The sequence below is a fragment of the Actinomadura coerulea genome, assembly GCF_014208105.1.
GTDB classification, from domain to species: Bacteria; Actinomycetota; Actinomycetes; order Streptosporangiales; family Streptosporangiaceae; genus Spirillospora; species Spirillospora coerulea.
Window position 1 is genome coordinate 7696168 of record NZ_JACHMQ010000001.1, and the last position, 13441, is coordinate 7709608.

A 13441-nucleotide genomic window follows, 5' to 3' on the forward strand; every position below is an offset into this window, starting at 1 on the left:
CGGCTACTGGCTCGTGAGCGCTTCTTTCAGGAAGTGGACCTGGATGTGGAGGAGGTTTTCGGCGACCACTTCCTGCGGGGTCATGTGGGTGACGCCCGACAGGGGGAGGACGGTGTGCGGGCGGCCGGCGGCCAGGAGGGCCGACGACAGGCGCAGGGTGTGGGCGGCCACCACGTTGTCGTCCGCCAGGCCATGGATGATCATCAGTGGCCGCTTCAGGTCGGCCGCCCTGCCGAGGAGGGAGTTGTCGCTGTAGTTCTCCGGCTCCTCGTCGGGGTGGCCCAGGTACCGCTCGGTGTAGTGGGTGTCGTACAGGCGCCAGTCGGTGACCGGGGCGCCGGCGACGCCCGCGTGGAAGACGTCCGGGCGGTGCATGACGGCCAGCGCAGCCAGCCAGCCGCCGAAGGACCAGCCGCGGATGCCGACGCGGTCGAGGTCGAGGGCCGCGGGGTGCTTGCGGGCCGCCTCGATCAGCGCGCTGATCTGGTCGTCCAGGACGGGCCCGACGAAGTCGCCGCGCACGGCGCGCTCCCAGGCGGGGCCGCGTCCGGGCGTTCCGCGCCCGTCCGCGATCACGACGGCGAAGCCCTGGTCGGCGAGCCACTGCGCCTCGCAGTACGAGCGCTGGACGGCGAGGACGCGCTGCGCGTGCGGCCCGCCGTAGGGGTCCATCAGGACGGGCAGGCGGCCGTGCCCGCGCTCCCAGCCGGTGGGCAGCACGACCGCGGTGCGCAGCTCGCGGTCGCCGGAGCGCAGCAGCTCCACCCGCGGCGTGATCACCGGGGTCTCGGCGAACGAGGCGACGGGGTGGACCGCGGTCGGCGTCCGCACCTCGGCCTGCGAGCCGAGGCGGTCCAGCCGCGCGCCCGAGACCACGGTGACGCCCCCGGACCGGGTGCCGCCGAAGACGCCCTGCCCCTCGCTGAGCCGGGTGACCTCGCCGCCCTCGTAGGAGTAGAGGTGGACCTCGGTGGGCTCCTCCCAGGCGGTGAACAGGATCGACTCGCCGTCCACGCCGAGCACGGAGCGCAGCTGCAGGCCGCCGGGCGTGACGGGCTCGTCCGCGACCGTGAGGCGGCGGGTGTCGGTCGCGGAGTCCTCGGTGGCCCAGACGAGGTCGCCGCCGTGCGTGCGGACGGGCAGGCCGGGGATGACCTCGGTCCAGACCGGGTCGTGCTCGGTGTGCAGCAGCACCGTCTCGCCGTTGGTCGGATCGACCCGCAGCACCCGCTGGGAGCGCTGGTCGCGGGGCTGCACGACGATCAGCAGGCCGTGCCGGTCCCAGACGGCGGTGACGAGGTAGGGGAACATGCCGCGGTCCCAGTCCACCGCGATGCGCCCGCCGTCCACCTTCAGCAGCACCAGGGACACCAGGGCGTTCGGCGTGCCGGCCGCCGGGTAGGCGATCTCGGACGGCGGCCGCTCCGGGTTGGCGGGGTCGGCGATGTGCCAGCGCTGCACGGGCGTCTCGTCCACCCGCGCGACCAGCAGGGTCCCGCCGTCGGGTGACCACCAATGGCCGCGCATCCGGCCCATCTCCTCCGCGGCGACGAACTCGGCGAGGCCGTAGGAGACCTGGTCGGACTCGGGCTCGACCAGCGCGCGGTCGTCCGCGCCGTCCAGCTCGACGACCCGCAGCGTGCGGCCGGACACGTAGGCGACGCGGCGGCCCGCGGGGTCGGGGCGCGGGTCGAAGACGGGCGGCCGCGCGGGCAGCTCCCGCACGAGCGCGGTGCCGAGGTCGACGGCGTACAGGCGCCCGCCCAGGGTGAAGACGGCCTGCCCCATGGCGCGGTCGGTCGCGTACCCGACGATGCCGCCCGCCTGCTCGCGGGCCCGCTCGCGCCGGGCCCGCTCCTCGGCCGGCAGGGCCTCCTCGCCCGGGACGTCCAGCGCGGCCGGGTCGGCGACGCACTCCTCCTCGCCGGTGGCGGTGTCCAGCGTCCACAGGCAGGTCACGGGGTCGTCGCCCGCGCGGGTGCGCAGGAAGGCGACGCGCGAGCCGTCCGGCGCGATCTGGAATGCGCGCGGGACGCCGAGGCTGAACCGTCGCGTGCGGGCGCTCTGCCGCGGATAGCTGATGCTCATGGCAGCCGAGTCTGCCAGGACGGTCCGGAACTGCGGCGCACGGCGGCCTCCTGCCCTCTATGATCACGGGTCGTCGCGTGGTGGACGGGAATGTCCCGTGCCCGTGTCCGCGCTCGCGTAAGCTCAAAGCTTCCCCAAGCACTTTCGTCGTCGCGGGCTGAGGAGTATGTCAATGCCTGAGCTGCAGCCGGGAGACCCCCGGCGGCTCGGTTCCTACGAGATCGTCGATCGGCTCGGCGAGGGCGGCCAGGGCGTCGTCTACGGCGGCGTCGACGCCTCAGGGAACCGTGCCGCGATCAAGCTCCTGCGCGCCGACCTGGCCGGGGACACGATGGCGCGCAACCGGTTCGTCCGGGAGGCGCAGGCGGCCAAGCAGGTCGCGCGGTTCTGCACCGCGCAGGTCCTGGAGGCCGACGTCGCGGGCGACCAGCCCTACATCGCCAGCGAGTACGTGCCCGGGCCGTCGCTGTACAAGCAGGTCACCGAGACCGGCCCGATCAGCGGCGCGCCGCTGGACCGGCTCGCCATCGGCACCGCGACCGCGCTCGTCGCGATCCACCAGGCCGGGATCGTGCACCGCGACTTCAAGCCGCACAACGTGATCATGGCGCCGGACGGCCCCCGGGTGATCGACTTCGGTATCGCGCGGGCCCTGGACACCGGGCAGACCAACGCGACCAAGGCGATCGGCACCCCGTCCTACATGGCCCCCGAGCAGGTGGCGGGCGCCACCCTCACCGAGGCCGTGGACGTGTGGGCCTGGGCCACCACGATGGTGTTCGCCGCCACGGGGCACCCGCCGTTCGGCGACGACACCGTCGTCGCGGTGATCAACCGGGTGATGCACGAGCCGCCGTCGCTGGACGGCGTGCCCGCCGACCTGCACCGGCTGATCGCGGCCTGCCTGGTCAAGGAGCCGGAGCGGCGGCCGACCGCGCAGCAGATCATGATGGCGCTGATCGGCAGCGGCCCCGGCGGCGCCGGGCAGACCCGCATGGACGACCCCGCCCAGGCCACCACGATGCTGGCGGAGGGGTCGACGCTCGCCGCGGGCGGCCTCGCCGGCGCCGGGATGATGGCGGGTGCCACCCACCCGGGCCGCGGCGCCGCCCCCGTCGCGCCCCGCGACTACACCGGGACCCTCCCGCCCGCGGGGCCCCCGACGGGGGCGGCCGCCCCCGGTACGACGACTGGGAGCCCGAGCGCAAGTCCAAGGCGCCGATCTTCGGTGCCATCGCCGCGATCGCCGTGCTGGTGCTGGTCGTGGGCCTGTTCATGGCGGCCCGGAGCGGCAGCGACTCCAAGGAGACCCCGCCCACCCCGACGGTCACCGACTCCGGGCCGGTCTCGGAGGAGCCGACGACCGACCAGCCGGAGGAGCCCACGCCGACCCGCACCCGGACGCGCCAGAACACGCCGCCGCCGCGGACGTCCGAGCCGACGCGGGAGCCGCCGACCAGCGAGCCCCCGACCGAGGCGCCGACCACCGAGACGCCGCCGACCACGCCCACCAGTCCCGGGGGCGGCACGGGCGGCACCGGAGGCCCCGGCACCGGCGGCGGTGACGGCGGCGACGGCGGCACCGGAACGGGCGCGGGCGGCACCGGCACCGGCGGCCGCTGACCGGGTCCCGGCGGGCCCTCCGGGATACGCGGGGCAGGGCGGTCATCGCCGTGATGCCGTGCCCTGAGTAGGCTCGTGGACTATGAAGGAGCCGCGGATCCTGTTCGTCCACGCCCATCCGGACGACGAGTCCATCGGGACCGGGGCCAGCATGGCCAAATACGCCGCCGAGGGCGCCCACGTCTGCCTCGTCACCTGCACGCTGGGCGAGGAGGGCGAGGTCATCCCCGAGGATCTGCGCCACCTGGCCTCCGACAAGGAGGACGCCCTCGGCGAGTACCGGATCGGCGAGCTCGCCGCGGCCTGCGAGGCGCTCGGCGTCCGCGACCACCGCCTCCTCGGCGGTCCCGGCCGCTGGCGCGACTCCGGCATGATGGGCGCCCCCACGAACGACGACCCGCGCTGCTTCTGGCAGGCGGACGTCACGACCGCCGCGCGGGACCTCGTGGCCGTCATCCGGGAGGTCCGCCCCCAGGTGATCGTCACCTATGACGAGCGCGGCAACTACGGCCACCCCGACCACATCCAGGCGCACCGCGTCACGTGGCGGGCGTTCGAGCTGGCCGCCGACCCCTCCTACGAGGACGGCGCCGAGCCCTGGCGCGCGGCCAAGGTCTACGCCTACGCCGCCCCGCGCACGGTCCTCGCCCGCGCGATCGCGGTGATGCGCGAGGCCCGGCTGCCGTTCGCCCGCGTCGCCGGGCTGGAGGAGCTCGGCTCCGGCGTCCCGGACGGGCAGGTCACCACGGTCGTGGACGCCCGCGCCCACCTGCCCGCCAAGCTGGCCGCGCTGCGCGCCCACCACACCCAGGTCACGGTCGCGCCCGAGCAGGTCGGGCCGTTCTTCGCGCTGTCGAACAACCTGGGGCAGCAGGCGTTCGGCACCGAGTACTTCATCCTCCAGGCGGGGGAGCTCGGCCCGGTCGGGCCCGGCCGCCGCGAGCGGGACCTGTTCGCCGGTCTGGCGAGCGCGGGGGACTGACGGGCCCCGGTACGCTGGCGTCCGTGGACAAGGACGACCGGGCCCGGGTGCGGCTCGCCAAGGACGGCCTCCCGGCGGACGCCGGCGCGCAGGACGCCGAGGCCCAGGCCGACGCCGGGGCCGCGGGCCCCGCCCCGGCCGGCGAGGGCGGCGGCGCGTCCGCGGCGGAACCGGCGGACGGGGAGGGCCCCGGCGACGCGTTCGTGTCCGGCGCCGCCTACGCCGCGCTCGCCGTCCTCGGCGGCGTGTTCGGCGTCGTCGGCTCCTTCGCGCAGGACTGGACCGTCGGCCCCGTCCCGCTCGTGGCGCTCGTGCTGGTCGCGCTGGTCTTCGTGATGGCGTGGGCGTCGGGAAGGGCGATGGGCGGCCGGCTCGGCGCGTTCATCCCCGCGCTGGCCTGGGGCGTCGTGGTGTTCGTCCTGCAGATGCGCCGCCCCGAGGGCGACCTGGTCGTCGCGGCGACGCTGCCCGGGTACCTGTTCGTCATCGGCGGCATGGTCGCCGCCGTGGTCGGGATCATGCTCGTTCCGCCGGCCCGCCCGCCGGGCGAATGGATGCTCGGCAAGGCGGGCCGTTCCCGCGGATAGCGGTGCCTCAGCTCACCGCGCGTCAGCTCACCGCGCGTCAGCTCACCGCGCGTCAGCTCACCACGCGTCAGCTCACCACGCGTCAGCTCACCACGCGTCAGCTCACCACGGTGGCGGGCTCGGCGTCCGTGGTGACGGGCGTGCCCGCGTTGTGGCCCTTGAGGGTGAGGCACGCGGCGGCGCTGACCAGGATCACGCCGACCGGCAGCCACATCGTCGGCTTCATCGCGTGCACGAAGCCGTGGGAGAACACCTGCCCGGCCACCTCCTGGACGCGGTGCGCGACGGTCGGCGAGACGCCGGGCGGCAGCTGCTGCCGGGCCCCGCTCTGCCCGGCGCCGACCTCCAGGCCGCCCTTGGCGGCGTCCGCGAACCCCTTCACGAAGCCGCCGCGCACGTCGGGCGGCAGGGCCGCCGACCGGGTGGCCGCCTCGTCCCGCAGCGACACCGCGAGCCGGTTCTGCAGGACGGCGCCGACCGCCGCGCTGCCGAGCACCGAGCCGACCTGCCGGATGGTGTTGTTGACGCCGGACGCGGCGCCCGCGAGGTGCGGCGGAACGTTGCGGGTCGCCTCGGTCGCCATCGGCGCGAACACGCCGCCGATGCCGAGCCCGGACACCACCAGCGGCGCGATGAACGCGGTCCAGTCCGTGCCGACGTCCGCGATGACCACGAGCCACGCCATGCCGACGGCGTAGAGGGAGAGGCCGGTCATCAGGATGAACTTGCCGCCGATGCGGTCCGACATCCGGCCCGCGACGGGGGCGAGGAACATCGACACCAGCGACGACGGCGCCATGACGAGGCCGGCCTTGAGGGCGCTGAAGCCGAGCACCGACTGCAGGTAGATCGTCATCGGCAGGAACATGCCGATCATGCCGATCGAGACGGCCGCGCCGACGAGGTTGAGGATCGTGAAGTTGCGGTCCTTGAACAGCGAGAACGGCACCAGCGGCTCGCGGTCCTGGCGCCCACGCTGGTAGAGCACGAAGATCGCGAAGAGCGCGAGCCCGGCGGCGATCAGGCCCCAGATGCCCTCGTTCCACTCGAACTTCTGGCCCTCGGTCAGCGCGAACGTGAGGCAGAACAGGGCGGCGGACGCCAGCAGCACGCCCACGACGTCGAACCGGTGCCGGACGGTGCGGGTGTGGCCGGGCAGGATCGGCACGGCCATGGCCAGCACGAGGACGCCGATCGGCAGGTTCACGAAGAAGATCCACCGCCAGTCGAGGCTGGTGACCAGCAGCCCGCCGACCGTCGGCCCGGCGATGGTGGACACGCCCGCCACCGCGCCCCAGACGCCGAGCGCGGTGCCGCGCCGCTCCGGCGGGAACACGCTGATGATGATGGACATGGTCTGCGGCATCAGCAGCGCGGCGCCGAGCCCCTGCACGGCGCGGGCCGCGATCAGCTGCGCCGGGTCCTGGGAGATCCCGCACGCCAGGCTGGACAGCGTGAACAGCGCGACACCGGCGATGAACAGGTTCTTCTTGCCCCACAGGTCGCCGAGGCGGCCGGCGGTGATGAGCAGCACCGCGAGCACCAGGATGTAGGCGTTGCCGACCCACAGCACCTCGTCCAGCGAGGCGTCAAGCTTGTCGATCATGCTCGGGATCGCGATGTTCACGATCGTCAGGTCGAGCAGCGTCATGAAGAATCCGAGGGAGAGCGTCAGCAGGATCGCCCAGGGATTGCCGCTCCATCTCTTCATCAGGCCCCCATCTCGTCGTCGGTCCGTCGTGGTCGGGGCCGCGGGTGGCAGATCGCCCGCGGCTCGGTGTCGTCGAAGGTGAGCCGGCCGGACTCCAGGTCCGCGACGAGCCCCCGTACGTAGTCCAGCTCGGACCGCACGCGCGCGATCAGCCATTCCTGGTCGATCAGCTTGTAGCGTTCGATGCCCTGCTTGCGGAGCGAGTCGTGCGCGGTCTGGTGCGCCGCGAGCGCCGCCTCCAGGGCGATGCCCCGGTTGCGCAGGAGCCGGGCGACCTCGCCCTCCGGCAGGAGGTTGATGAACGCGAGCGCGGTGCCGAACAGCGGGAACTCCTCCGCGGGGCGGACGAGCAGTTCGGCGAGCCGGAACTGCGCCGCGTCGCGCCCGGCGCTGGTCACCGCGTAGACGGTGCGTTCGGGCCGGCGGCCCTCCCGGCTGGTCTCCAGCGGCTCGATCAGCCCGCCCTCGGCGAGCCGCTCCACCGAGTGGTAGAGCGACCCGTGCGTGATCTTGACGGCCTGGTCGTAGGCGTGGTCGCGGATGCGCTGCTGCATCTCGTACGGGTGCATGGGCCCGTCGCACAGCATGCGCAGCACGGTCAGCGCCAGCGGCGTGAGGGGTCTGGACATGGCTGCGGCCCTTATGGTCGAACTCGATTAGTCCACGTAGACTAATCCACTCAGACCGCTCCCGTCATCTTCTTGAGAAAACGGGCATATCCGGGCAGGTCAGCGCACGGAGTCCACGGTGTTGGCGGCGCCGTTGCGGGCCACGTAGTCGCCGACGCGGTCCTCCCGCACGGCGGTGAACAGCTCTCCGACCCCATCATCGTCCAGCAGTACGACACTCTGCCCGTCGCGCTCCGCCGTCCGGTCGACCGGGGCCGTCAGGTACTCCATCAGCGAGGTCTTCAGCAGCCGGTGCGCCAGCCCGCGCAGCGTGCCGGAGGTGACCGAGTCGTCCACCGTCGCCGAGCGCGTCGCGGCTCGCACGAACCGGTCGATCCTGAGGGGGTTGCGGGTGTCCAGGGCCTTGGCGGCGAGGGCGTGCAGGAACGCCTGCTGCCGCTTGATCCGGTCGAGGTCGCCGCCCGGCAGGTTCCAGCGCTGCCGGACGAAGTCGAGCGCCCGGGCGCCGTCCAGATGGTGGCGGCCGGCCTGCCAGGTCCGGTCGTGCATGGGGTCGTGGGTCGTCTTGGTGACGGTGACGTCCACGCCGCCGAGGGCGTCGGTCATCTTCACGAACCCGCCGAAGTCGAGTGCGGCGTAGTGGTCGACCCGGACGCGGGTGAGCTGTTCCACCGTCCGGACCAGCAGCGACGGCCCGCCGTAGGCGAACGCCGCGTTGATCTTGGTCGGGCCGTGCCCGGGGACGGGCACCCACCCGTCCCGGGGGATGGCGATCACCGAGACCCGGTCGCCGTGCCCGGACAGGTGCACCAGCATGATCGTGTCGGCGCGGGCGCCCATCGAGGGCATGTCGGCGCGCCGGTCGGACCCGATCAGCAGCCAGTTCTCGCCGCGCCCGCTGGAGGCCGGACGCCCGCCGGCGGTCGGCAGCGCGCCCGAGACCCGCCTGATCTCGCCGTCGTAGAAGCGCTGCAGGAAGTACAGCCCGCCCGCGAGCAGCAGCACGAGGCCCGTCGCCAGCCCCGCGCACCCGATGATCACCCGGCGCCGACTCCTGTTCCGCAGCATCCCCTCACCCTCATGGCGGGACGCGGCGGAGGCGGGCGCGCCGGGCGGGCGCTGGCCGACCCTTGGCGGAGACCGGGGTTTGCCATGACGGAAATCGCGGGCCGGCGGATGGCAGGGAACGCCGCCGGGCGCCGTTGACCGGCGGCGTTCCAGGTCCCTCCGGGGCCGGGCGTCAGCCCTTGAGGGCGATCTCCAGCTGGTCGAGCGCCCAGTCGAGCTCGTCGCGCTCGATCACCAGCGGCGGGGCGAGACGCAGCGTGGTCTCGTGGGTCTCCTTGGCGAGGACGCCGAGCTCCATCAGCCGCTCGCTGACCGGACGGGCCCTGCCGTGCAGCTCCACGCCCGCCCACAGGCCGCGGCCGCGCACCTCGCGGATGAGGTCGCCGGGCAGCCGTCCGAGCCGGTCGTGCATGTGCGCGCCGAGCGTCCGGGAGCGCTCCTGGTACTCGCCGGTCTTCAGGATCGCGATGACCTCGCGGGCGATGGCGCAGGCGAGCGGGTTGCCGCCGAACGTCGAGCCGTGCTGGCCCGGCTTGAACACGCCGAGGACGTCCCGGTCGGCGACGACCGCCGACACCGGCATGATGCCGCCGCCGAGGGCCTTGCCGAGGATGTAGACGTCGGGCACGACGTCCTCGTGCTCGACCGCGAACGTGGTGCCCGTGCGGCCGAGGCCCGACTGGATCTCGTCGGCGATCATCAGCGCGCCGCCCTGCGTGCACAGCTCGCGCACGGCGCGCAGGAACCCGCTCGGCGGGACGTTCACGCCCGCCTCGCCCTGGATCGGCTCGATCAGCACGCCGACCGTGTTGGCGTCCATCGCGGCCCGGAGCGCCTCGACGTCCCCGTACGGGACGGTCCGGAAGCCCGGCGTGTAGGGGCCGTAGGAGTCGTGGGCGTCGGGGTCGGTCGAGAAGCTGATGATGGTGGTGGTGCGGCCGTGGAAGTTGCCCTCGAAGGCGATGATGTTCGCCTCGCCGGCGGGGACGCCCTTGACCTCGTAGCCCCACTTGCGGGCCGTCTTCAGCGCGGTCTCGACGGCCTCGGCGCCGCTGTTCATCGGCAGGACCATGTCCTTGCCGCACAGCTCGGCCAGCTCGGCGGCGAACGGGCCGAACTGGTCGTGGTCGAAGGCGCGGCTCACCAGCGTGACGCGGTCGAGCTGCCGCCGCGCGGCCTCGGTCAGCCGCGGGTTGCGGTGCCCGAAGTTGACGGCGGAGTAGGCGGCCAGCATGTCCAGGTAGCGGCGGCCCTCCGCGTCGGTCAGCCAGACGCCGTCCGCCTCGGAGACCACGATGGGCAGGGGGTGGTAGTTGTGCGCGCTGTGGTCCTCGGACATCGCTCGCAGCTGGTCGGTCGGCGTCACGACGCTCCTTCGCGGCTCGGCCCGGCCGGTCCTGCCGGGGCATGGCTGGGACACCGGGCGCGTGCCCGGTGCCGAGGGGGAGGGGGCCCGGCGGATCAGGTGGCCGCCGGTCCCTACCCAGCGTATGTTCGGAATTGACTGCCGACCAATGACGAAAGCCGACTCGGGGGGTGTTATTTGTTGCGTCTTGACGAGCTCGACCGGCGGATCGTTGCGCGGCTGCTGGAGGACGGGCGCGCCTCGTACGCGCAGATCGGCGACAGGGTGGGGCTGTCGGCCCCCGCCGTGAAGCGGCGCGTGGACCGGCTCCGCGCGGACGGTGTGATCAACGGCTTCGCGGCCGTGGTCGACCCGGCCGCGCTCGGCTGGACGACCGAGGCGTTCATCGAGATCTTCTGCACCGGGGCGACGTCCCCGGAGGAGATCTACTCCAGCGTCCGCGGCCACCCCGAGGTCGTCGCCGCGTACACGATCAGCGGGGACGCCAGCGCGCTCGTGCACGTGCGGGCCCGCGACATCCAGCATCTGGAGCAGGCCCTCGAACGGCTGCGCCGCGAGGACAACATCACCGCGACCAAGACGGCGATCGTGCTGTCGCGGCTCATCGGCCGTCCGACCGACGCGCCCTACGGCTGAGGATTACCGGCCAGTAGGCTGCGGCCATGGACTTCGTGACCGCTGACCTCATCGACGACTTCGGGGACGAGCTGCGCAGCTGCGAGACGCAGTTCCGGCAGTACGGCGGGCGGACGGCGTTCGCCGGCCCGGTCGCCACCGTGCGCTGCCACCGCGACAACGGGCTGGTGAAGCGGCGGCTGGCCACTCCGGGGGAGGGCCGGGTGCTGGTCGTGGACGGCGCCGGGTCGCTGGCGTCCGCGCTGATGGGCGACATGCTCGCGGCCTCGGCGGTGGCGGGCGGCTGGGCCGGGGTCGTGATCAACGGCGCGGTCCGGGACGTGGCGGCGCTGCGCGGGCTGGACCTCGGCGTGAAGGCCCTCGGGTCCAACCCGCGCAAGAGCGCCAAGGACGGCGCGGGCGAGGCCGACGTCCCGGTGGCGTTCGGCGGCGCGGAGTTCCGGCCGGGCGACTGGCTCTACAGCGACGAGGACGGCATCGTCGTCGCGGAGCGCGAACTCCCGATCTGACCTGGCCTATGGCGCGAAATGCCAGGGTGGTCGGCGCAAGATCGTATATGTCGGCCGTAGCCGGGCGGATCCGCCCGTCCTTACCGTCTCTCCGCAACCCAGTTGAGGTAGGGGAGACATGCGCGCCAAGAAGATTCTGCTGGTGCCCGCGGCGGCGATGGGGCTGGTCGTGGGACTCGCGGCCGTCCCGGCCGCCGCGCAGCCGGGGCCCCGGGTACCGAAACCGACCGCGAACCCCTGGCAGGCGCGGCACTGGCCGAAGACGCAGCCGTGGCAGCGGGCGCAGCCGTCCGCCCGCGCGTTCGCGGCGGGCGCCCCGCGCCCGATCGACCCCCAGAACTACGAGCTTCCCGACACGATGACCTGGGACGACTACACCGCGATCCCGGGCGCCTCGTGGGCGGACCCGGCCCGCAAGGGGTCGGTGAAGAACTTCAACGTCGCGGTCGTCCTCGCCGACTACCCGAACCAGCCGTTCGAGGTCACGCAGCCGGTGAACTCGTCCGTCTTCGGCAACCCGGTCAAGGTCGGCGACGTGCCGCGCGCGCAGGTGGCGAAGTTCTACCAGGACTTCCTCAACAAGCCGCAGGACCTGAACCACGGCCACACCCTCCACGAGTACTGGATGGAGGACTCCGGCGGCCGGTTCGGGGTGAACCTGACGGGGTTCGGCGCCTACCAGATGCCCTCCAAGGACCACGAGTACGGCGTGGACGGCATGCAGGGCGGGACCGGCTGCCCGGCCGGCGACACCTGCGGCCGCGACCTGCGCAAGGACGCGCGGGACGCGTGGGTCGCCGACATCGGCGAGGAGGCGGCGAACAGGTTCGACTTCGTCTTCTTCCTCAGCGCCGGGCAGGACGAGAGCTCCACCTGGCAGGAGTTCGGCGAGATGAAGTTCGGCACGAAGGAGCAGGTGCCGAACGAGTGGGGGCCCGGCGACCCGGCCCTGACGAACTGGGTGAAGACCCGGTACGTCCCCTGGACGTCCTGGCAGGCCGGCTCGACGATCTGGCCGAACGCCATCCCGGGCGTCTCCTCGACGCAGGCCGAGAGCTCCGGCATGTCGGTGTACGCCCACGAGTTCAGCCACATCCTCGGCATCGGCGACAACTACAACAACCCCTACGGCGACCCGCCGCGCCGCTCCTACAGCGGCCCATGGGACATGCTCAGCCGCGGCACGTTCAACGGGCCCGGCGGTCCGCACAGCCGGTGGACGATCCCGGCGACGGGCGGCGGGTCCATGGGCGCGCAGCACATGCTCCGCAACAAGCTCAAGCTCGGCATGGTGAACGGCGACAACGTGCTCCAGCTCAGCCCGGAGGCGCTCGCCGCGTCCGGCATGGTCGTGGCCAACGTGACCGCCCGGTCGGTCGACCCGGGCAAGGGCGGCCTCACCGGCATCAACGTCAAGCTCGGCGCGGGCGGCGACAAGAGCCCGAAGTGCGACACCGGCGCCGACCCGCTGTGCGACGGCGGCGGCTACGACAACTACACCCTCGAAGTCGTCGACCGGATGGGCACGGACTCATTCACGCCCGACTCCGGCGTCCTGCTGGCCAAGACCAAGGACCAGGACCGCGCCCCGTTCATCTGGGTCGAGGACGCCAACCCGCAGGACATCGACAAGGTCGACTTCGTCCTGCCCGACGGCACCCCGAAGAAGATGACGATCGGCGACTACCGGCAGCTGTCCGACGCGCTCTACCACGCGGGGACGGACTCCGGCAGCGAGTACGAGTTCGTCGACCAGGCGAACCGGCTGCACTTCTACGTCCTGAACGTCAGGCGGGACCGCAGGGGCGTGCTGTCCTACACGGTCGCGGTCAGCTCGCTGGACGGCGCCGGGCCGCAGCGGCGCGGCGTGCGGGTCGACCCGGGCCCCGCCCGGCCGACCGGCGCGGGCTGGACCAGGTGCACGATGACGCTCACCAACACGGGCCGGGGCGGGGACGGCCGCCATGGCTCCGACGTGTTCCGCCTCAAGGCGGCGGTGTCCGGTGACGGCTGGACCACGTGGCTGCCGAACGAGCTGGCCACCGCCCCGGCGGGCGGCCGCGCCAAGGTCGAGGTGTGGGCGAAGGCCGGTCCGGGCGCCTCCCGCCACGCGCGGCTCAGCCTGACGGGGACCTCGGAGAGCGCCCCGTCGAAGTCCGACTCGGGGACCTGCGCCCTGCGCTGACCCGTCCTGGACGGGACGGTCTCCTCGGGGGCCGTCCCGTCCGCGACGCCGGGGCCG

Annotated in this window: 11 protein-coding genes; 6 read left to right on the forward strand and 5 right to left on the reverse strand. The window is 73.2% G+C overall.

The window, feature by feature from the left end:
* Window positions 1–3 precede the first annotated feature (3 nt).
* On the reverse strand, window positions 4–2088 hold the full coding sequence (locus BKA00_RS35670; RefSeq protein WP_185032620.1) for a S9 family peptidase: 2085 nt from the start codon (window positions 2086–2088) through the stop codon (window positions 4–6).
* A 172-nt stretch (window positions 2089–2260) separates the two neighbouring features.
* Between BKA00_RS35670 and BKA00_RS35675 the strand changes: the two genes are divergently transcribed.
* The 3 genes from BKA00_RS35675 to BKA00_RS35685 are packed head-to-tail and all read left to right on the forward strand — an operon-like array spanning window position 2261 to window position 5280.
* Window positions 2261–3778 (forward strand): serine/threonine-protein kinase, encoded by a 1518-nt coding sequence (locus BKA00_RS35675; protein WP_230299290.1) that lies wholly within the window; start codon window positions 2261–2263, stop codon window positions 3776–3778.
* Window positions 3779–3793: 15 nt separating this feature from the next.
* On the forward strand, window positions 3794–4693 hold the full coding sequence (gene mshB / locus BKA00_RS35680; RefSeq protein WP_185032622.1) for an N-acetyl-1-D-myo-inositol-2-amino-2-deoxy-alpha-D-glucopyranoside deacetylase: 900 nt from the start codon (window positions 3794–3796) through the stop codon (window positions 4691–4693).
* 23 nt (window positions 4694–4716) lie between these two features.
* A complete protein-coding gene (locus BKA00_RS35685) occupies window positions 4717–5280 on the forward strand; it encodes a DUF6113 family protein (RefSeq protein WP_185032624.1) in 564 nt (187 codons plus the stop codon).
* Between the two features lie 97 nt (window positions 5281–5377).
* On the opposite strand, the gene BKA00_RS35690 is transcribed toward BKA00_RS35685, so the two are convergent.
* The 4 genes from BKA00_RS35690 to rocD form a co-directional block, all read right to left on the reverse strand.
* A complete protein-coding gene (locus BKA00_RS35690) occupies window positions 5378–6991 on the reverse strand; it encodes a DHA2 family efflux MFS transporter permease subunit (protein ID WP_185032626.1) in 1614 nt (537 codons plus the stop codon).
* Entirely contained in the window at window positions 6991–7620 is a 630-nt protein-coding gene (locus BKA00_RS35695; RefSeq protein WP_185032628.1) for a PadR family transcriptional regulator, read from the reverse strand. The genes BKA00_RS35690 and BKA00_RS35695 overlap by 1 nt, the downstream gene beginning before the upstream one ends.
* Window positions 7621–7719: 99 nt before the next feature.
* A complete protein-coding gene (locus BKA00_RS35700) occupies window positions 7720–8688 on the reverse strand; it encodes an LCP family protein (RefSeq protein ID WP_185032630.1) in 969 nt (322 codons plus the stop codon).
* Window positions 8689–8860: 172 nt separating this feature from the next.
* Window positions 8861–10027, reverse strand: a complete 1167-nt coding sequence (gene rocD / locus BKA00_RS35705; RefSeq protein ID WP_185035248.1) for an ornithine--oxo-acid transaminase — start codon at window positions 10025–10027, stop codon at window positions 8861–8863.
* Between the two features lie 207 nt (window positions 10028–10234).
* Between rocD and BKA00_RS35710 the strand changes: the two genes are divergently transcribed.
* The 3 genes from BKA00_RS35710 (at window position 10235) to BKA00_RS35720 (ending at window position 13384) form a co-directional block, all read left to right on the forward strand.
* Window positions 10235–10690: an Lrp/AsnC family transcriptional regulator gene (locus BKA00_RS35710; protein WP_185032632.1), complete on the forward strand. Its 456-nt coding sequence runs from the start codon at window positions 10235–10237 to the stop codon at window positions 10688–10690.
* A 26-nt stretch (window positions 10691–10716) separates the two neighbouring features.
* Window positions 10717–11199 carry a ribonuclease E activity regulator RraA gene (gene rraA, locus BKA00_RS35715; protein WP_185032633.1) on the forward strand — a complete coding sequence of 161 codons (483 nt, stop codon included), beginning with the start codon at window positions 10717–10719 and terminating at the stop codon, window positions 11197–11199.
* Window positions 11200–11317: 118 nt separating this feature from the next.
* Complete coding sequence (locus BKA00_RS35720) at window positions 11318–13384, forward strand: M6 family metalloprotease domain-containing protein (protein ID WP_230299291.1); 2067 nt, start codon at window positions 11318–11320, stop codon at window positions 13382–13384.
* Window positions 13385–13441 lie beyond the last annotated feature (57 nt).